Origin of the sequence: Moritella yayanosii (assembly GCF_900465055.1) — a bacterium.
Lineage (GTDB): Bacteria > Pseudomonadota > Gammaproteobacteria > Enterobacterales > Moritellaceae > Moritella > Moritella yayanosii.
The window spans coordinates 670798-692089 of record NZ_LS483250.1; the positions used below are offsets into that span (position 1 = coordinate 670798).

General features: G+C 43.1%; 6 protein-coding genes and 1 pseudogene. 5 read left to right on the forward strand and 2 right to left on the reverse strand.

From position 1 onward, the window contains the following. Positions 1 to 619: 619 nt before the first annotated feature. From MORIYA_RS03040 to MORIYA_RS03055, 4 genes are all read left to right on the forward strand, one after another. Positions 620 to 8785 carry a type I polyketide synthase gene (locus tag MORIYA_RS03040; protein WP_112712598.1) on the forward strand — a complete coding sequence of 2722 codons (8166 nt, stop codon included), beginning with the start codon at positions 620 to 622 and terminating at the stop codon, positions 8783 to 8785. A gap of 160 nt (positions 8786 to 8945) precedes the next feature. Continuing rightward, entirely contained in the window at positions 8946 to 11609 is a 2664-nt protein-coding gene (locus MORIYA_RS03045; RefSeq protein ID WP_112712600.1) for a PfaB family protein, read from the forward strand. A gap of 114 nt (positions 11610 to 11723) precedes the next feature. Next, entirely contained in the window at positions 11724 to 17624 is a 5901-nt protein-coding gene (locus tag MORIYA_RS03050) for a beta-ketoacyl synthase N-terminal-like domain-containing protein (RefSeq protein WP_112712602.1), read from the forward strand. A 173-nt stretch (positions 17625 to 17797) separates the two neighbouring features. Continuing rightward, positions 17798 to 19414 carry a PfaD family polyunsaturated fatty acid/polyketide biosynthesis protein gene (locus tag MORIYA_RS03055; RefSeq protein WP_112712604.1) on the forward strand — a complete coding sequence of 539 codons (1617 nt, stop codon included), beginning with the start codon at positions 17798 to 17800 and terminating at the stop codon, positions 19412 to 19414. Positions 19415 to 19790: 376 nt separating this feature from the next. Here the strand turns inward: MORIYA_RS03055 and MORIYA_RS03060 are convergent, their stop codons facing one another. Continuing rightward, positions 19791 to 20408, reverse strand: coding sequence for a Fic/DOC family protein (locus tag MORIYA_RS03060; RefSeq protein WP_112718404.1), 618 nt, complete (start codon positions 20406 to 20408; stop codon positions 19791 to 19793). Positions 20409 to 20478: 70 nt separating this feature from the next. On the opposite strand from MORIYA_RS03060, the pseudogene MORIYA_RS03065 reads away from it, so the two are divergent. After that, positions 20479 to 20924: pseudogene (locus tag MORIYA_RS03065) on the forward strand (2-nitropropane dioxygenase); the annotation flags it as partial. Between the two features lie 185 nt (positions 20925 to 21109). Here the strand turns inward: MORIYA_RS03065 and MORIYA_RS21885 are convergent. Then, positions 21110 to 21292, reverse strand: a complete 183-nt coding sequence (locus tag MORIYA_RS21885) for a phage integrase (RefSeq protein ID WP_456299074.1) — start codon at positions 21290 to 21292, stop codon at positions 21110 to 21112.

Consider the following 21292-nt stretch of genomic DNA (forward strand, 5'->3'; position numbering starts at 1 on the left):
ATAATTACATTTGAAATGCTGAGTATTTAGTCTAAAACTCATGAATTCTGATTGAATTCTGACATTGCCACTGTTGTTATGTAATTTAGTGTAAGCACCGGCTCATTTATTACGTCGTTTAAGCTAACAAAGACGTGTTAAAAATGAGATGTCACGCAGATTTAAGATTAATTATTTGCCTCTAGGTTGTTTTTGCGAAGGGCGATTTAGTTAAAAAATGATGTTTATGACTTAATATACAGTTAAACGGCGATTAAATGCATAAATATGCTGTTTTTATAATGCCGGATCAGCTGTTTTCAGTTATCTCCTGATCTGATGAGTCTGCCGCACTATAAATTTAGTGTATTTGAGTTGGTTTTTAATCCTGTGTATATTATTGCAGATGTAAATAATAACAATGCTGGCGTTGGACGGTAAAGTTCAATGCTGACTATTGAGATAAGATTTAAAACAATTAACTCTACCGAATTTATTTTATGTGAAATGAAATGACGGTAGATTTTTTTCGCACTTTAAGAGTACACTTGTACGCTCAAGCAATTAGCTTAGTGTTCAAATGAACGTTTAATGAGCATTGTTTTTAGTGCAGGAAGATCCTTACAGGAGCAATAACACAATGGCTAAAAAGAACACCACATCGGTTAAGCACGGCAAGGAAGTGTTAAGTAATGATGAACAACGGTTAAATTCACGTTTACAAGAATGTCCAATAGCAATCATTGGTATGGCATCGGTTTTTGCAGACGCGAAAAATCTGGATCAATTCTGGGATAATATCGTGGACTCTGTTGATGCGATTATCGATGTGCCTAGCGACCGCTGGAATATTGATGACCATTATTCGGCAGATAAAAAAGCTGCAGATAAGACATACTGCAAACGCGGTGGTTTCATTCCTGAACTAGATTTTGATCCGATGGAGTTTGGCTTGCCGCCAAATATCTTAGAGTTAACTGATATCGCTCAGTTGCTGTCGTTAATCGTTGCACGCGATGTATTAAGTGATGCTGGTATTGGCAGTGATTATGACCATGATAAAATTGGTATCACGCTAGGTGTTGGTGGTGGTCAGAAACAAATTTCACCGTTAACTGCTCGCCTGCAAGGCCCAGTGTTAGAAAAAGTATTAAAAGCGTCAGGTATTGATGAAGATGATCGCGCAATGATCATCGAAAAATTCAAAAAAGCCTACATAGGTTGGGAAGAGAATTCATTCCCTGGTATGTTAGGTAACGTTATTGCTGGTCGCATTGCTAATCGCTTCGACTTTGGTGGTACTAACTGTGTGGTTGATGCAGCGTGTGCTGGCTCCCTTGCAGCAATTAAGATGGCGATTACAGACTTACTGGAATACCGTTCAGAAGTGATGATCTCGGGTGGTGTATGTTGTGATAACTCACCATTCATGTATATGTCATTCTCAAAAACACCTGCGTTTACCACCAATGATGATATCCGTCCGTTTGATGACGATTCAAAAGGTATGCTGGTTGGTGAAGGTATTGGCATGTTGGCGTTTAAACGCCTTGAAGATGCTGAACGCGATGGCGATAGAATCTATTCTGTCCTTAAAGGTATCGGCACGTCTTCTGATGGTCGTTTCAAATCAATTTACGCTCCACGTCCAGATGGTCAAGCTAAAGCGCTTAAACGTGCTTATGAAGATGCTGGTTTTGCACCGGAAACATGTGGCTTAATTGAAGGTCACGGTACGGGTACGAAAGCCGGAGATGCAGCCGAATTTGGTGGTTTAACCCAACACTTTGGTGCGGCGAGTGATAAGAAACAGCATATTGCGTTAGGCTCGGTTAAATCGCAAATTGGCCATACCAAAGCTGCGGCAGGTTCTGCGGGCATGATCAAAGCAGCATTAGCACTGCATCATAAAATCTTACCCGCGACTATTCATATCGATAAACCAAGTGAAGCCTTGGATATCAAAAACAGCCCGATGTATTTAAACAGTGAAACGCGTCCTTGGATGCCACGTGAAGATGGTATGCCACGCCGTGCGGGTATTAGCTCATTCGGTTTTGGTGGTACTAATTTCCACATTGTATTAGAAGAGTATCGCCCGAGCCATAATAGCGCTTATCGATTAAACTCAGTCTCGCAAACCGTCCTTATCTCTGCGACTAACCAACAGGGTATTATTGCAGAATTAAATAACTGGCGTACTAAGCTAGCAGTAGAGGCTGATCTGCAGACGTTTGCGTTTAATGATTTGGTGACTACCTGGCCGTTAAAAACGCCATCAGCAGACCAAGCGCGTTTAGGTTTTGTTGCACGTAATGCCAACGAAGCGATTGTTATGATTGATGCGGCGTTGAAACAATTCAGCGTCAATGCAGATAAAGCAACATGGTCGGTACCAACGGGGATTTATTATCGCCAAGCGGGTATTGATGCCAATGGTAAAGTTGTCGCGTTATTCTCCGGACAAGGTTCGCAATATGTGAACATGGGCCGTGAGTTAACGTGTAACTTCCCAAGCATGATGGATAGTGCGACGGCGATGGATAAAGAATTCAGTACTGCTGGTTTAGGCCAGTTGTCTGCGATCACTTATCCGATCCCTGTGTATACCGATACTGATCGTAAGTTGCAAGAAGAGCAATTGCGTTTAACTCAACATGCACAACCGGCGATTGGTTGCCTGAGTGTTGGTCTGTTTAAAACTTTCCAACAAGCAGGTTTCAAAGCTGATTTTACCGCCGGTCACAGTTTCGGTGAGTTAACGGCATTATGGGCAGCTGACGTATTAAGCGACAGTGATTACATGATGTTGGCGCGTAGCCGTGGTCAAGCAATGGCGGCGCCAGAGCAACAAGACTTTGATGCTGGCAAGATGGCGGCTGTTGTGGGTGACCCACAGCAAGTTGCGGTTATCATCGATACGATTGATGATGTTTCTATTGCTAACTACAACTCTAATAACCAAGTGGTTATTGCTGGGTCGAGCGAACAAATTGCGGTTGCTATTACAGCGCTGGGTAAGGCTGGTTTCAAAGTTGTACCTTTACCTGTATCCGCTGCGTTCCATACCCCATTAGTGGGTCACGCTCAAAAGCCATTTGCCAAAGCGATTGATAGCGCTAAGTTTAAAGCACCGACAATCCCAGTCTTTGCAAACGGCACCGGTTTAGCCCATTCAAGTAAACCGAGCGAAATTAAGAAAAGCCTGAAAAAGCATATGTTGGAATCTGTCCATTTCAATCAAGAAATTGACAATATCTATGCGGATGGTGGTCGCATCTTTATCGAGTTTGGTCCGAAGAATGTGTTAACTAAACTGGTTGAAAATATTCTTAACGACAAAGCTGATGTTGTAGCAATCGCTGTTAATGCCAATCCAAAACAACCTGCTGATGTGCAAATGCGTCAAGCTGCTCTGCAGATGGCAGTGCTTGGTGTCGCGTTAGAAAATATTGACCCGTTTGATGCGGTTAAGCGTCCATTAACGGCGCCGAAAGCGTCACCTATGGTGATGAAACTGTCTGCTGCGTCGTATGTGAGTCCGAAAACTAAAAAAGCATTTGAAGATGCGTTAACCGATGGCTGGACGGTGAAACAAGCGAAAGCTGCACCTGTTGCTGTGCCACAGCCTCAAGTGATTGAAAAGATCGTTGAAGTCGAGAAGATAGTAGAAAGAATCGTTGAAGTCGAGAAGATTGTCTACGTTAATGCGGATGGTTCACTTGCATCGAAAAATAATAACAATGGTGTTAACACTCACGTTAACAGCGCTGTTGTTAACAATGTCATTAATAATAGTGATGCCGACCTGGTTGCTTCTATCGAGCGCAGTGTTGGTCAGTTTGTTCAGCACCAGCAGCAATTATTAAGCGTGCATGAGCAGTTTATGCAGGGTCCACAAGACTATGCTAAAACAGTTCAAGCGGTACTTGCAGCGCAAACCAACAACGAATTACCAGAAAGTTTAGATCGTACTTTATCTATGTATAACGAGTTCCAATCTGAAACTCTGCGTGTACATGCAACTTATCTGAATAATCAGACCAGCCATATGAATACCATGCTCACGGGTGCTGAAGCTAACGTTATAGCAACAGCTGTACCTGTTAAAGTGGCATTGAATACGCCACAACAGCCTGTACAAACGGCATCGCCAACAACTCCGGTTGTTAATGACAAAGTGGTAAGTTCTGTAGTTGTAAGTACCGTGACTAATGCGGTACCTAATGTTGCAAATAGTGCAGCCGTTGCAGTACAAACTGTGGTATTAGCGCCTACACCTGCATTGGTTGCTGTCGTGGCTGAACAACAAGTTAGCCCTGCAACTGTGACTGAAGCAGTTGTTGTACCAGCGGTTGCCGTTCAAGCGAGCATCGATGTCGCAACGATTAACAAGGTGATGTTAGACGTTGTTGCTGATAAAACCGGTTATCCGACCGACATGCTTGAACTGAGCATGGATATGGAAGCGGACTTAGGTATCGACTCTATCAAACGTGTTGAAATTTTAGGTGCAGTACAGGAACTGATCCCAGATCTTCCTGAGCTTAACCCTGAAGATCTTGCTGAGCTACGCACGCTTGGTGAAATCGTTGATTATATGAATGCTAAAGCCCAGGCTGTAGCGCCTGCAACAAGTGCATCTGTTACGACACCTGCAGTTGCCGGCATTGATTTAGCCCACATCCAAACTGTAATGCTGGAAGTGGTTGCGGATAAAACCGGTTATCCAACAGACATGCTTGAACTGAGCATGGATATGGAAGCTGACTTAGGTATTGATTCAATCAAACGTGTTGAGATTCTAGGGGCAGTACAGGAGATCATTACAGATTTGCCTGAGCTAAATCCAGAAGACTTAGCGGAATTACGTACCTTAGGTGAAATCGTTAGTTATATGCAGAGCAAGGCGCCTGTCGCGGCAAGTTCAGCACCTGATATCAATTTAAACCACATCCAAACCGTAATGATGGATGTGGTGGCCGATAAGACTGGCTATCCAACAGACATGCTTGAACTGAGCATGGATATGGAAGCGGACTTAGGTATTGATTCAATCAAACGTGTTGAGATTCTAGGGGCAGTACAGGAGATCATTACAGATTTGCCTGAACTAAATCCAGAAGACTTAGCAGAATTACGTACCTTAGGTGAAATCGTTAGTTATATGCAGAGCAAGGCGCCTGTAGCAGAAAGTGTACCTGCGGCAACGACAGACGCTGTAGCAGCAAGTTCAGCACCTGCTATCGATTTAAACCATATCCAAACAGTAATGATGGATGTTGTGGCTGATAAAACTGGCTATCCAACAGACATGCTTGAACTGGGCATGGATATGGAAGCTGACTTAGGTATTGATTCAATCAAACGTGTAGAAATTTTAGGGGCAGTACAGGAGATCATTACAGATTTACCTGAGCTAAACCCAGAAGACTTAGCAGAATTACGCACCTTAGGTGAAATCGTTAGTTACATGCAGAGCAAGGCACCTGTAGCAGAAAGTGCACCTGCCGCTGTAACAGCAAGCGCTACACCTACTATCGACTTAAATCACATCCAAACGGTAATGATGGAAGTGGTTGCAGACAAGACGGGTTATCCGGTAGACATGCTTGAATTAGGCATGGATATGGAAGCTGACCTTGGCATTGACTCAATCAAACGCGTTGAAATTTTAGGGGCAGTACAGGAGATCATTACTGATTTACCTGAGCTAAACCCAGAAGACCTTGCTGAATTGCGCACTTTAGGTGAAATCGTTACCTATATGCAGAGTAAAGTTGAATCACCGATTGTTACTGACAGTGTAGCTGAAGTTGTTAATACAACGGCGAATACAGTTGTGGCACCGGCTATTGATTTAGACCGTATTCAAAACGTGATGATGGACGTTGTTGCGGATAAGACGGGTTACCCTGCCAATATGCTAGAACTAGCAATGGACATGGAAGCGGACCTCGGTATTGATTCAATCAAACGAGTTGAAATTTTAGGTGCGGTGCAGGAGATCATTACTGATTTACCTGAGCTAAACCCAGAAGATTTAGCTGAGCTGCGTACCCTAGAAGAAATTGTACTTTATATGCAGAGTAAAGCCATGCAAAGCAAGGCGACTGGCAGTGCCGATGCTAAAAGCGCTGTTTCAGATGCATTTATGCATGACAGTGTTGCAACCATCACAGCAGCTGCAGAAGACAAAGTGGAATTTCAACCAGCACCGAGTGCGACGGTTGCGATTACGCGATTAAGCTCAGTCACTAAAATCAGTCAAGATGCTAAAGGTGCTAACGCCTTAATCGTTGCTGACGGTAGTGATAGTGCAGTGCAATTAGCGGATAAATTAATTAAATCTGGCTGGAATGTAACGGCATTACAACCGAGTTGGATCACAACTAACAGCACTCAAACGTTTGCTAAGTCTGTGAATGTAGTGACGTTAAACGCGGTTGATGAAGCTGAAATTAACAATATCATTACTGCTAATGCGCAACTTGATGCGGTTATCTATCTGCATGCAAGCACTGAGATAAACCATATCGAATACCCGCAAGCCTCTAAGCAAGGCTTAATGTTAGCGTTCTTATTGGCTAAATTGAGCAAAGTAACGCAAGCAGCTAAAGTGCGTGGTACTTTTATGGTAGTGACTAAACAGGGTGGTTCATTAGGTTTTAGCGACGCTAATTCAGCTAAGAACGATGATCTAGTCAAAAGTGACTTAGTACAAAGTGGCTTAAACGGTTTAGTTAAAACACTATCACACGAATGGGATAACGTATTCTGTCGTGCAGTAGATATGCCATCGTCATTAACAGCCGAGCAAGTGGCAACCATTGTTAGTGATGAACTGCTTGATGCTGACACCACTTTAATTGAAGTTGGTTATCAACCAGCAGAGAAAAATGGCGTTGAACGTGTCACGTTAACCGCTGTTGTTACTGATAGTTACGCATTAACCGCTGGTAATAACATTGATGCTAACTCGGTATTCTTGGTTAGCGGTGGTGCTAAAGGTGTGACTGCACACTGTGTTGTTCGTATTGCGAAAGAGTATCAAGCTAAGTTTATCTTATTGGGACGTTCAAAGTTCTCAACCGATGAGCCGAGTTGGGCACAGGGTATTAGCGATGAAGCAGCGTTAAAGAAAGCAGCGATGCAGTCTTTGATTGCTGCTGGTGATAAACCAACACCGATGAAGATCGTACAGTTAATCAAACCTATTCAAGCTAATCGTGAAATTGCACAAACATTAACAGCAATTACCGCTGCTGGTGGTCAAGCTGAGTATGTTTCTGCTGATGTAACCAAGGCTGCAAACGTAAAGGCTGCTGTGACACCCGTTATCGCTAAATTTGGTGATATCACAGGTATCATTCATGGCGCTGGCGTTTTAGCTGACCAATTCATTGAGCAAAAAACACTGAGCGATTTTGAGTCTGTTTACAGCACCAAAATTGACGGTTTGTTATCACTGCTATCTGTGACTGAGGCAAGCAACATCAAGCAATTGGTATTGTTCTCGTCAGCCGCTGGTTTTTACGGTAACCCGGGTCAGTCTGATTACTCGATTGCCAATGAGATCTTAAATAAAACTGCCTATCGTTTTAAATCATTGCACCCACAAGCACAGGTTCTGAGCTTTAACTGGGGTCCTTGGGATGGCGGTATGGTAACGCCTGAGCTGAAACGTATGTTTGATCAACGTGGTGTATATATTATTCCGCTTGATGCGGGCGCGCAGTTGTTACTGAATGAATTAGCAGCGAATGATAATCGTTGTCCACAAATCCTAGTGGGTAATGATTTATCAAAAGATACCAGTAGTGATGAAAAAGTCGATGAAAAAGGTACAGCTGTAAAAAAGCCACAAGTTAGTCGTTTATCCGATGCTTTAGTGATTAAAAGCATCAAAGCGACTAACAGTAGCTCTTTACCTAATAGTGATAACGCTAAGGTTAACAACAGTATTTTTCAAGTTAGCGAAAACCATTTTTTAGCTGATCACATGATTAAAGGCAATCAGGTATTACCTACGGTATGCGCGATTGCCTGGATGAGTGATGCGGCACAAGCGACTTATAGTAAACGCGACTGTGCATTGAAATATGTCGGTTTCGAAGACTATAAATTGTTTAAAGGGGTGGTTTTTGATGGCAATGAGGCGGCGGATTACCAAATCCAATTGTCGCCTGTGACTACTGGTTCCGAGCAGGAAGACGTAGTCCGTATTGCGGCAAAAATATTTAGCCTGAAAAGTAATGGTAAACCTGTGTTTCATTATGCAGCGACGATATTGTTAGCCTCTCAACCACTTGATACGGTTAAGGTTCAGCTTCAGGTTCCGGAATTTAAATCGGCGGATGAAGCACAAGCATTATATAGCAATGGCACCTTGTTCCATGGCGACAGTCTGCAGGGTATTAAGCAGATATTACGTTGTGATGAGCAAGGACTATTACTGGCGTGTCAGGTAACGAACGTTGCAGCAGCTAAGCAGGGTGCATTCCCCTTAGCAGCGAACAACATCTTTGCTAATGACTTGGTTTATCAGGCTATGTTGGTATGGGTGCGTAAGCAATTTAATTTAGGTAGCTTACCTTCTGTAACAGCCACTTGGACTGTGTATCGTGAAGTGGCGGTTGATGAGTTGTTTTATTTGCAACTCAAGGTTGTTGAGCATGATCTGTTGACATCACGAGGCAGTAAAGCCTGTTGTGATATTCAATTGATCAGTGCTGATATGCAATTACTTGCAGAAGTTAAATCTGCGCAAGTCAGTGTGAGTGACATTTTGAATGATATGTCTTGAGCCTGTAAATAAATAAGTAATAACTGTAGGCGTCATGGTCAACATGGCGTCTATTTTATTCATTGTTTTTAACAATATTAATAGCTAAAAGCGGTTGGCTTAAATTCCAGTTTCCAGCGTTTTTAGCTATTACTATTCGAAATAGGATATTAAAGAGAATATGACGGAATTAGCTGTTATTGGTATGGATGCTAAATTTAGCGGACAAGACAATATTGACCGTGTTGAACGTGCTTTCTATTTAGGTGCTAATGTTGGAAATAGCATCGGCACCAGCGGTATGAATACTGCTGAAGAGCCACAAAGCATTTCAGCAACAGTGTTAACGTCTGTGGCGTTATTAGCAGAAACTAATCAGTTGAACATGGCTAATATAGCGGTATTGATTATTGCTGATGTGAACAACTGTGCTGATGACCAGCTGGTACAACAAGTCGCGCAGCAGTGTGCGAGCTGTGTTGTTATTACGGATCTAGGCCAAGCACTGAAGCAAGCAACTGATTTAGTCAATAACCAAGACTGTGCAGTCGCTGTGATCGGTATTAATAGTGCGAGTGCTGTTGGTCATGACTGTGTAAAAGTTGATAGTGCCAATAGTGATAGCGTCAATAGTGATACTGCAGAAGCACCCGTGGCAACCATCAGCTTTGATGAAACATTTAGTGGTTATGCCAGCGTTGCAGGGTTCGCCAGTTTACTTATCTCCTCAACCGATTTTGCTGGTGTTAATCAATGTTATATTTATGCCTGTATCAAGGGTTTCGCTCAGTTGGCTGTAAACTCTCAGCTTAGTAGTGAAAACACTGAACTCAATGTTGAAAACATTGCTAATACCGTCAGCCTCGCATTACAGCAAGCTCAAATCACAACTCAGCAGGTGGGTTTATTAGAAGTAACGGCAGATTCTAAAGCGGGAGTGGCGTTATCTGAAAGCCAGGGTTTAATGTCTGCTTACAGTCATACGCAAACTTTACATACCGCATTAAGTTGTGCGCGTAGTGTGACTGGTGAAGATAGATATTTCTCGCAGGTTGCGGGTTTATTAAAAGCAGTTATTAGCTTACATCAGCGTTATATACCCGCTATTAAAGACTGGCAACAACCTATCCAAACACAAATGTCAGAGTGGCAGCGTTCGCCATTCTATATGCCTGTTGATGCCAGACCTTGGTTTCCGAATGCAGATGGTAGCGCGCATGTTGCGGCTTATAGTTGCGTTACGCGACCTTTATTATCAAATAATGCTTTATCAGAATCGGCATTAGAGTATGGCTATTGTCACGTCATCTTACAAGAAAACAAGGTTAAGATTGCTGGCCAAGTCCATCCGGTTAGTGATGTGCGCAGTAATGGTTTTTTTGCATCGAGCGATTTAGCTCTGGTTATTGTTCAAGGTAATGACGAAGCACAATTACGCAGTGAATTAGAGACTATTGCCGGACAATTAAATAAGTCCGATATTAAACAGATCGCGGCGGATTGTTTTGCCCGTACTGATACTAACAAAGTTTATAGCGCAGTGCTCATTGCTGAGACAACTGAAGAGCTAAGCAAAGAGATCACGCTTGCGTTCGTTGGTATCAGCAGCGTGTTTAATGATGCAAATGTCAGTGAGTGGAAAACCCCTAAGGGTAGTTATTTTACTGGGCAGCCAGCTAACCGCGGTGCGAATAACAACGTGCAAGGTGGTGTGGCATTTTTATACCCGGGTATTGGCGCTACTTATGTTGGTTTAGGGCGTGAGCTGTTTCATTTATTCCCACAGATTTTCCAGCCAGTCGCTGCCTTAGCAGATGACATTGGTGCCAGCCTGAAAGATACTTTACTTAATCCGCGCAGCATTACTCGCCATAGTTTCAAACAGCTAAAACAGCTGGATCTGGATCTACGTGGCAACCTAGCCAATATTGCAGAAGCGGGTGTGGGTTTTGCTTGTGTATTTACCAAGGTTTTTGAAGAAGTCTTTGCGGTTAAAGCAGACTTTGCCGCGGGTTATAGCATGGGTGAAGTCAGTATGTATGCAGCACTCGGCTGCTGGCAACAACCGGGACTGATGAGTGCGCGTCTGGCGCAATCAAATACCTTTAATCATCAGCTTTGTGGTGAATTAAGAACCCTACGCCAGCATTGGGGGTTACCTGATGTGGCTAACGGTACTTTTGAGCAGATCTGGGAAACCTATACCATCAAGGCGACTATCGAACAGGTAGAGATCGCGGCTGCAGATGAAGATCGTGTGTACTGCACCATTATCAATACGCCAGATAGTTTATTACTGGCGGGTTATCCAGAAGCTTGCCAGCGAGTGATTAAAAAATTAGGCAAGCGGGCAATGGCATTAAATATGGCCAACGCAATTCATAGCGCCCCAGCTTATGCCGAATATGACCATATGGTTGAGCTATATCATATGGATGTTACTGCACGTATTAACACCAAAATGTATTCAAGTTCATGTTATTTACCGATCCCACAACGCAGCAAAGCGATTTCGCACAGTATTGCTAAATGCTTGTGTGATGTGGTGGATTTTCCGCGTTTAGTGAATACCTTACATGATAAAGGCGCGCGGGTATTTATTGAAATGGGTCCGGGACGTTCGTTATGCAGCTGGGTAGATAAGATCCTACTGTCTGACAAGAATAAACATGATGAGCAACAAGATAGCCGCCATGTATCCGTGCCGGTGAATGCCAAAGGCACCAGTGACGAACTTACTTATATTCGCGCGATTGCTAAATTAGTTAGCCATGGCGTGAATTTGAATTTAGATAGCTTGTTTAACGGGTCAATCCTGGTTAAAGCGGGCCGCCTTAATTGTTAATACATGACGCTTCGCTAGAGCAGGCCGATAATTAAATAAGATCAACAAAACAAGATAAACAGTCCAGACGGGGCGTTCTCCGTCAGTCGAAATATGGATTTAAAGAGAGTAATTATGGAAAATATTGCAGTAGTAGGTATTGCTAATTTGTTTCCGGGCTCACAAGCTCCGGATCAGTTTTGGCAGCAATTGCTTGAACAACAAGATTGCCGCAGTCAAGCGACAGCCGTTCAAATGGGCGTTGACCCTGCTAAATATACCGCTAATAAGGGTGATACGGATAAGTTTTACTGTATCCACGGTGGTTACATCAGTGATTTCAATTTTGATGCTTCTGGTTATCAAGTCGATAGTAGCTATTTAACGGGGTTAGACGATCTAAATCAGTGGGGGCTTTATGTTACTAAACAAGCGCTTGCAGATGCAGGTTACTGGGGCAGTGATGCGCTGGCAAATTGCGGGGTTATTTTAGGCAATCTGTCATTCCCAACCAAGTCATCAAATCAGCTGTTCATGCCGTTATATCATCAAGTTGTTGATAATGCGTTAAAGTCACTATTACATCCAGATTTTCAATTAACCCATTACACGGCTGCTAAAAAAACACATGCCGATAATGCCTTAGTCTCGGGTTATCCAGCGGCTTTGATCGCCAAAGCTGCGGGTCTAGGTGGGTCACACTTTGCGTTGGATGCGGCTTGTGCGTCATCTTGTTATAGCGTTAAATTAGCCTGTGATTATCTGCATACCGGCAAAGCTGACATGATGTTAGCCGGCGCGGTATCAGCAGCAGATCCGATGTTTGTGAATATGGGCTTCTCGATTTTCCAAGCTTATCCAGGTAATAACGTGCATGCCCCGTTTGACAAAAATTCACAAGGTTTATTTGCCGGTGAAGGCGCGGGCATGATGGTATTAAAACGCCACAGTGATGCAGTCCGCGATGGTGACAATATTTACGCCATTATTAAAGGCGGCGCATTATCGAATGATGGTAAAGGTGAGTTTGTATTAAGCCCAAATACCAAGGGTCAGGTACTCGCTTATGAACGCGCTTATGCAGATGCTGGAGTGGATCCAAGAGACGTTGATTATATCGAGTGCCACGCTACCGGTACCCCGAAAGGTGATAATGTTGAATTACGCTCGATGGAAACCTTCTTTAGTCGAGTCAACAACAAACCTTTGTTGGGCTCGGTTAAATCTAACCTTGGTCATTTGTTAACGGCTGCCGGTATGCCGGGCATGACCAAAGCTATATTAGCGCTAGGTAAAGGTCTTATTCCTGCCACGATTAATTTGAAAGAACCATTGCAGTCTAAAAATGGTTACTTTACTGGCGAACAGATGCCGACGAGTACTGTGCCTTGGCCTGAAACGACTGGCCCACGTACAGCTGGTGTCAGTGTCTTTGGTTTTGGTGGCAGTAATGCGCATTTGGTATTACAACAACCAACGCAAGTGCTTGAAACTAACTTTAGTGCTGCTAAACCGCGTGAGCCATTGGCTATTATTGGTATGGACAGCCATTTTGGTAGTGCGAGTAACTTAGCGCAGTTCAAAACCTTATTAGATAATAACCAAAACACCTTCCGTGAGTTACCAGAGCAACGCTGGAAAGGCATGGAAAGTAACGCTAACGTTATGCAGTCGTTGCAGTTAACAAAAGCGCCTAAAGGTGGCTATGTTGAACAGCTAGATATCGATTTCTTACGTTTCAAAGTGCCGCCAAATGAAAAAGACTGCTTGATCCCACAACAATTAATGATGATGCAAGTTGCCGACAATGCGGCGAAAGATGCAGGACTCGTTGAAGGCAGTAATGTTGCCGTGTTAGTTGCTATGGGCATGGAGCTGGAATTACACCAGTATCGTGGTCGCGTTAATTTAACCACGCAGATCGAAGACAGTTTATTACAGCAAGGGATTAACTTAACGGTTGAGCAACGTGAAGAACTGACTAATATTGCCAAAGATGGTCTCGCCTCTGCCGCGCAGTTAAATCAGTACACCAGTTTCATTGGTAATATCATGGCGTCACGTATTTCGGCGTTATGGGATTTCTCTGGTCCTGCGATCACGGTGTCGGCTGAAGAAAACTCGGTTTATCGTTGCGTTGAATTAGCTGAAAACCTATTCCAAACCAGTGATGTTGACGCGGTTATTATTGCTGCGGTTGATTTGGCCGGGTCTATTGAAAACATTACCTTACGTCAGCATTTTGGTCCGGTAAGTGAAAATGGACGTAATAGCAAAGACGTAACCAGCAACAACCTATTCGATGAACAGCAATGGCTGGTGGGTGAGGGTGCTGCTGCGATTGTAGTGAAACCTGTATCCCAAGTTGCATCTCAACAAGTTTACGCCAGCATTGATGCGGTTAGTTTTGCATCAGGCAGCGATGCCAAAGCTATTGCGAGTGCGGCGGATAAAGCCTTAACGTTAGCAGGTATCAGTGCTGCAGATGTGACGAGTGTAGAAGCGCACGCCAGTGGTTTTAGTGCCGAAAATAGTGCTGAAAAAATCGCATTTTCAACACTTTATCCAAACGTTAATATTAGCTCGGTAAAATCCAATATTGGTCATACGTTTAATGCATCTGGTATTGCTAGTATTATTAAAACTGCCTTACTGTTAGATCAACCAAGTAGTCAAGATCAACAAAAAGCGGTACAACATATTGCGATTAACGGTCTTGGTCGTGATAACAGTTGTGCACATCTTATTTTGTCGACTTCGGAACAAGGTCATCAAGCTGCGCCAGCGCCAATCGGTAAACGCCGTCCGCAACTGGTTAAAACGATCAAGCTTGGTGGTCAGTTAATTGCTGAAGCCATTGTGAATAGTGCCAGTTCATCGTTGAATGTGATTAAAGCGCAGTTTGCGGGTAAAACCTTAACTAAGGTTAACCAGCCGATAATTATGGATAATCTGATACCACAAGGTATTCGTCCTAATTCGAGCAATGAAGCTGAGATCTCAGGATCCTCAATCCTTTCCCAACATCAACATACAGCGCAGCCAGTAATGGCTCAGAGCGTTGTTGGAGTGACAGTGAAAAGTAAAGCCAGTACAGAAATTTATCAGCAAGCGTCTACGCATCAGGCATTCTTACAAAACCGCTTAGCTGCACAGAAAAACCTGTCACAACTTATCGAACTACAAGCGAAGCTATCAGCTAAAACGCCAGTATCGGATAGTTTGCCAGTGCAAGGTCGAGTTGAAGCTTCAGCCTCGGAAACTGTTACTCCACTGACAGTTGTGTCGAGAGTTGTTTCAGAGAAGCCAGTCGTTGCTGCTAACCTCACCAGTGTCGAAGCACAGGCTCAAGCTGTTGCGACTCAGGCCGGTTTCCAGATCAAAGGGCCAGTCGGTTACAACTATCCACCATTGCAGTTAACTGAGCGTTATAACAAACCAGCAAATGTCATTTATGATCAAGCCGATCTGGTCGAATTCGCGGAAGGTGATATTGGTAAAGTATTTGGTGCTGAGTACAACATTATTGATGGTTACTCACGTCGTGTGCGTTTACCAACCTCGGATTATTTGTTAGTCACGCGCGTTACCGAGCTTGATGCTAAGATTCACGAATACAAAAAATCCTACATGTGTACGGAATATGATATCCCAGTCGATGCACCGTTCCTTATTGATGGTCAGATCCCTTGGTCAGTAGCCGTGGAATCAGGTCAGTGTGACTTGATGTTGATCTCATATATAGGTATCGATTTCCAAGCTAAAGGTGAGCGTGTATACCGCTTACTTGATTGTGAACTCACTTTCCTTGAAGAAATGGCTTTCGGTGGTGAAACACTGCGTTATGAGATCCATATCGATTCTTATGCACGTAATGGTGAACAGTTATTATTCTTCTTCCACTATGATTGTTATGTGGGTGATAAGAAAGTACTTATCATGCGTAATGGTTGTGCTGGTTTCTTTACTGATGAAGAGCTTGTCGATGGTAAAGGCGTGATCCATAACGACAAAGATAAAGCTGAATTTGCTGATGCCGTGAAATCATCATTTACCCCGCTATTGCAAAATAACCGCAGCCAATACGATCATAACGACATGATGAAGCTGGTTAACGGTGACGTGGCAGGTTGTTTCGGTCCGCAATATGATCTCGGTGGCCGTAATCCGTCATTGAAATTCTCATCAGAAAAATTCTTGATGATTGAGCGTATTACCAAAATAGATCCAACCGGTGGTCATTGGGGCTTAGGGCTGTTAGAAGGCGAAAAAGACTTAGATCCTGAGCATTGGTATTTTCCTTGTCACTTTAAAGGTGATGAAGTGATGGCAGGTTCTTTGATGTCGGAAGGCTGTGGCCAGATGGCAATGTTCTTTATGTTGTCATTGGGCATGCATACCAACGTTAATAATGCACGATTCCAACCCCTGCCAGGCGAATCGCAAACTGTACGTTGTCGTGGTCAGGTATTACCGCAGCGCAACACGTTGACTTATCGTATGGAAGTGACTGCGATGGGGATGGAACCGTACCCGTTCATGAAGGCGAATATTGATATCCTGCTTGACGGTAAAGTAGTGGTAGATTTTAAAAATCTTTGCGTGATGATCACCGAACAAGATGATAATTCACCTTATCCGGTAACATTACCTGAGACTGTGGTAGTTAAAGCGCTAGTGGCTCCTGCTTCAGCGCCTGTTGTAACAACGGCAGCGCCAGTGGCTATAAATGTTAACGCAGCGGATATAGACGAACGTGGTATTGAACCATTTAAGTTCCCAGAACGTCCGTTAATGCGCGTGCAATCAGATTTGTCGTCACCGAAAAGCAAAGGTGTAACACCTATCCAGCATTTCGAAGCGCCTATGGTTGCAGGGCAGAATAGGGTGCCGAATCAAGCACCGTTCACGCCTTGGCATATGTTTGAATTCGCAACGGGTAACATTTCTAATTGTTTTGGACCTGATTTTGATGTCTATGAAGGCCGCATTCCACCGCGTACCCCTTGTGGTGATCTACAAGTGGTTACTCAGGTTGTTGAAGTGCAGGGCGAACGTCTTGATCTGAAGAATCCGTCAAGCTGTGTCGCTGAATACTATGTACCGGAAGACGCTTGGTATTTCACTAAAAATAGCCATGAAAACTGGATGCCATATTCACTGATCATGGAAATTGCACTGCAACCAAATGGCTTTATTTCTGGTTACATGGGCACGACGCTTAAATACCCTGAAAAAGACCTGTTCTTCCGTAACCTTGATGGTAGCGGCACGTTATTGAAACAGATCGATTTACGCGGCAAGACGATTGTTAATAAATCAGTGTTAGTGAGCACGGCTATTGCTGGTGGCGCGATCATTCAAAGTTTCACCTTTGATATGTCAGTGGATGGCGAGTTATTTTATACTGGTAAAGCGGTATTTGGTTACTTCAGTGGCGAGTCGCTGACTAACCAACTGGGTATTGATAATGGTAAAATTACCCATGCTTGGTTTGTTGATAACAATACCCCGACAGATAAAATTGATGTGTTTGATTTAACTAATCAGTCATTGGCTCTGTTTAAAGCACCTGCGGATAAACCGCATTATAAATTGGCTGGCGGTCAGATGAACTTCATCGATACCGTGTCAGTGGTTGAAGGCGGTGGTAAAGCTGGTGTTGCTTATGTTTATGGTGAACGTACTATTGATGCTGATGATTGGTTCTTCCGTTATCACTTCCACCAAGATCCGGTTATGCCTGGTTCATTAGGTGTTGAAGCTATCATCGAGTTAATGCAAACTTATGCGTTGAAAAATGATTTAGGCGCACAGTTCAGTAATCCTCGTTTCATTGCACCAATGACGAAAGTTGATTGGAAATACCGTGGTCAAATTACGCCGCTGAATAAGACAATGTCTCTGGATGTACATATTACCGAGATCATTACTGAAGCTGGTGAAATACGTATTGTCGGTGATGCTAACCTGTCTAAAGATGGTCTGCGCATTTATGAAGTGAAGAATATTGTATTAAGTATTGTTGAGGCGTAGCAGGCATAAGTGCCGAATTGGTTAAAGACGCTTATAGATATTCTTTAATCAATACGGCCGATGTAGCACAGGCTAGGTTACTTTTAAGATACAAGATAATAAACGGAATAGTTCAGTTGTTGAGTTCAGGCGTAAAGTTAAGAACTCAGCAGCTGCAAAAATAGGAATTAAGTATGTCGAGTTTAGGTTTTAACAATAACAACGCAATTAACTGGGCTTGGAAAGTTGATCCGGCGTCAGTGCATACGCAAGATGTCGAAATTAAAGCAACTTTAATGGATTTGTCTAAGCCACTTTACGTTGCTAATCACTCGGGTGTTATGGGCATCACTAACCATACTTCAGTATCTGGTGCTATCAGCAACAATATTGATGTTGATGTATTGGCATTTGCACAAAAACTAACACCAGAAGATCTGGGCGATGATGCTTATAAAAAACAACATGGGGTTAAATATGCCTACCATGGCGGCGCAATGGCGAACGGTATTGCGTCGGTTGAACTTGTTGTCGCGTTAGGTAAAGCGGGGCTGTTATGTTCTTTCGGCGCAGCAGGTTTAGTACCAGATGCGGTTGAAGATGCAATTCGTCGTATTCAAGCAGAACTGCCAAATGGCCCTTATGCGGTTAACCTGATCCACGCACCAGCAGAAGAAGCACTAGAGCGTGGCGCGGTTGAACGTTTTCTTAAACTGGGTGTTAAAACGGTAGAGGCCTCGGCTTACCTGGGTTTAACTGAGCATATTGTTTGGTATCGTGCGGCGGGTTTATCAAAAAACAGCGATGGGTCAGTAAATATTGGTAACAAGGTTATTGCTAAAGTATCACGTACCGAAGTTGGTCGCCGCTTTATGGAGCCTGCACCGCAAAAGTTACTGGATAAGTTATTAGCACAAGGCAAGATCACACCAGAACAAGCGGCATTAGCATTGTTAGTGCCAATGGCTGACGATATTACTGCGGAAGCGGATTCTGGTGGTCATACTGACAATCGACCATTTTTAACCTTATTACCGACTATTATTGGTTTGCGTGATGAAGTGCAAGCTAAGTATAACTTCTCTCCTGCATTACGCGTGGGTGCTGGTGGTGGTATCGGAACACCGGAAGCGGCGCTCGCCGCATTTAACATGGGCGCAGCTTACATCGTACTGGGCTCGGTTAATCAGGCTTGTGTCGAAGCTGGTGCATCTGAATATACGCGTAAACTGTTAGCTACCGTTGAAATGGCCGATGTAACGATGGCGCCAGCGGCAGATATGTTTGAAATGGGCGTTAAGCTACAGGTATTAAAACGTGGTTCTATGTTCGCTATGCGTGCGAAGAAACTCTATGACCTGTATGTGACTTATGACTCGATTGAAGACATTCCTGCAGCAGAACGTGAGAAGATTGAAAAGCAGATCTTCCGTGCCAACCTTGACGAGATCTGGGATGGTACGATCGCGTTCTTTGCTGAGCGTGATCCAGAAATGCTAGAACGTGCGAAAAGCAGTCCTAAGCGTAAAATGGCACTTATCTTTCGTTGGTATCTTGGTCTTTCTTCACGCTGGTCTAATACCGGTGAGAAGGGACGCGAAATGGATTATCAGATCTGGGCTGGCCCAAGTTTAGGTGCATTTAACAGCTGGGTGAAAGGTTCTTACCTTGAAGACTATACTCGCCGTGGCGCTGTAGATGTTGCCTTGCACATGCTTAAAGGTGCTGCGTATTTACAACGTGTAAACCAGTTGAAATTGCAAGGCGTTAGCTTGAGTACAGAATTGGCAAGTTATCGCACAAGTGATTAATGTTGATTAGTTTCATTTATATATTAAAGCTTCTGCCGGAGGGGGAATCCCTTCCGCTATCACTGGATTCACTGCAACGCGTATTGGTGGATAAACATATTTCGCGCTTTACGTTAATCGTAAATTTATTTCTGTAGGCATTATGTGCTGAAATGGAATATACTTTAGATTGAAAAGTGATAATTTGTCATGTAGCATCAACAGTAATAGTTAGTTTCTCTCAGGATCGCGAGTCATGAAAAGTCAAAACAAAAAAGTAACTCAAAAAATGATATACAGGGCAGTTGCTAGCTCTACAGCTATTGAAACAAGAGCTTCTGTAAGTTCGATAGAAAAAAAGCTCAAAGCTAACAAGCATAAATACAGTTCACTATCACTAGCCTGCTAGTATATCTCTAACTAATCGCTCCATATGCTGGTAGTCGTGTGATACACCAGCTTGAATGGAGGCTATATAAAAATCTTTATTTTTATCCCAAAGGCTATAATCTAACAAGCCAAATCCAGCTTTGTTGCAGATACTGTCCATCAGTAGTCGACTCATACGACCATTCCCTTCACGAAAAGGGTGTATTAAGATAAATTCAATATGGCTGCGAGCTAAGTATGATATTAACTCTTCCTGATTCATATTCGGTAAATGTTTAAATTGGGATAAGTATTCGGTTTCAAATAGATCTATACAACGACCAATTTGAAGCGGTGAAGCGAACTGAAATCCGCCTTTCCCCATATCAACATTTCTAATTTTCCCAGCCCATTTATAGACATTACCAAGCCATTGTCGATGCCAGGTTGAAATGTTTTCAAAAGAAAAATTGTCTGCTTCGGGAGTGTTAGTGGTAAAATATTTTTCGTATAGTTTTGTTAACAGTATCGCTTCAATATCATTCATTTCTATTACGTCAATAATATCGAGAATGTTTGCCATTACGGTGTCGTTAGACCCTGGCTGATATTGAGTTTCAGAAGAGTCGATTTCATATTTAGTCATAAATGGGTGACATATTTGGGATTCGTAATATGAGTTTAAAGCACATACCAAACAATTCAACTTAATTTGGTTCACCATACGCGTGAAGAAACTTTATGACCTGGACTCAATTAAAGACATTCCGGCAGCAGATCTTCCGTTCAAACCTTGACGAGATCTGGGATGGTACGATAGCGTTCTTTGCTGAGCGTGATCCAGAAATGCTAGCACGTGCGAAAAGTAGTCCTAAGCGTAAAATGGCACTGATCTTCCGTTGGTATCTTGGTCTTTCTTCATGTTGGTCAAATACCGGCGAGAAGGGACGTGAAATGGATTACCAGATTTGGGCAGGTCCAATTAGGTGCATTTAACAGCTGGGTGAAAGGTTCTTACCTTGAAGACTATACTCGCCGTGGCGCTGTTGATGTTGCCTTGCACATGCTTAAAGGTGCCGCGTATTTAGAACGTGTAAATCAGTTGAAATTGCAAGGTGTTAGCTTAAGTACTGAATTGGCGAGCTATCGTACAAGTGATTAATGTTGATTAGTGACAATGATTAATAAAAGCGCCTGAGGGTGCGAATATTACCCCGTTATCACAGGCTTATTCCCTGTTAACGGGGTTTTTTTATGTGTAATGAATAGCAGTAATGGCACTCACAAGTACTAATTATTAATTGCGTATATATTGGCTTTACTTAAAAACCCCATTTCCGACACACCCTATTTTAACTTTCCCATACCTTTTCGCATCTTGTTTTCTCGATATGGAATGAAGTATTGCCGTGTTATTTGGTCTGCTCTAGCGTGGCCTAAGTCTGAATCAATCATAATTAAGTGTCGATGTTCTGCAGCACCAGTTTTAAGCTGTTGACCATGGTAGTGAACCACAACACTTGGCTTCAT

Excerpts from the sequence above, each read along its gene's own strand:
- MORIYA_RS03040 (WP_112712598.1), top strand. The coding sequence starts at position 620 with ATGGCTAAAAAGAACACCACATCGGTTAAGCACGGCAAGGAAGTGTTA.
- MORIYA_RS03045 (WP_112712600.1), top strand. The coding sequence starts at position 8,946 with ATGACGGAATTAGCTGTTATTGGTATGGATGCTAAATTTAGCGGACAA.
- MORIYA_RS03050 (WP_112712602.1), top strand. The coding sequence starts at position 11,724 with ATGGAAAATATTGCAGTAGTAGGTATTGCTAATTTGTTTCCGGGCTCA.
- MORIYA_RS03055 (WP_112712604.1), top strand. The coding sequence starts at position 17,798 with ATGTCGAGTTTAGGTTTTAACAATAACAACGCAATTAACTGGGCTTGG.
- MORIYA_RS03060 (WP_112718404.1), bottom strand. The coding sequence starts at position 20,408 with ATGACTAAATATGAAATCGACTCTTCTGAAACTCAATATCAGCCAGGG.
- MORIYA_RS21885 (WP_456299074.1), bottom strand. The coding sequence starts at position 21,292 with ATGAAGCCAAGTGTTGTGGTTCACTACCATGGTCAACAGCTTAAAACT.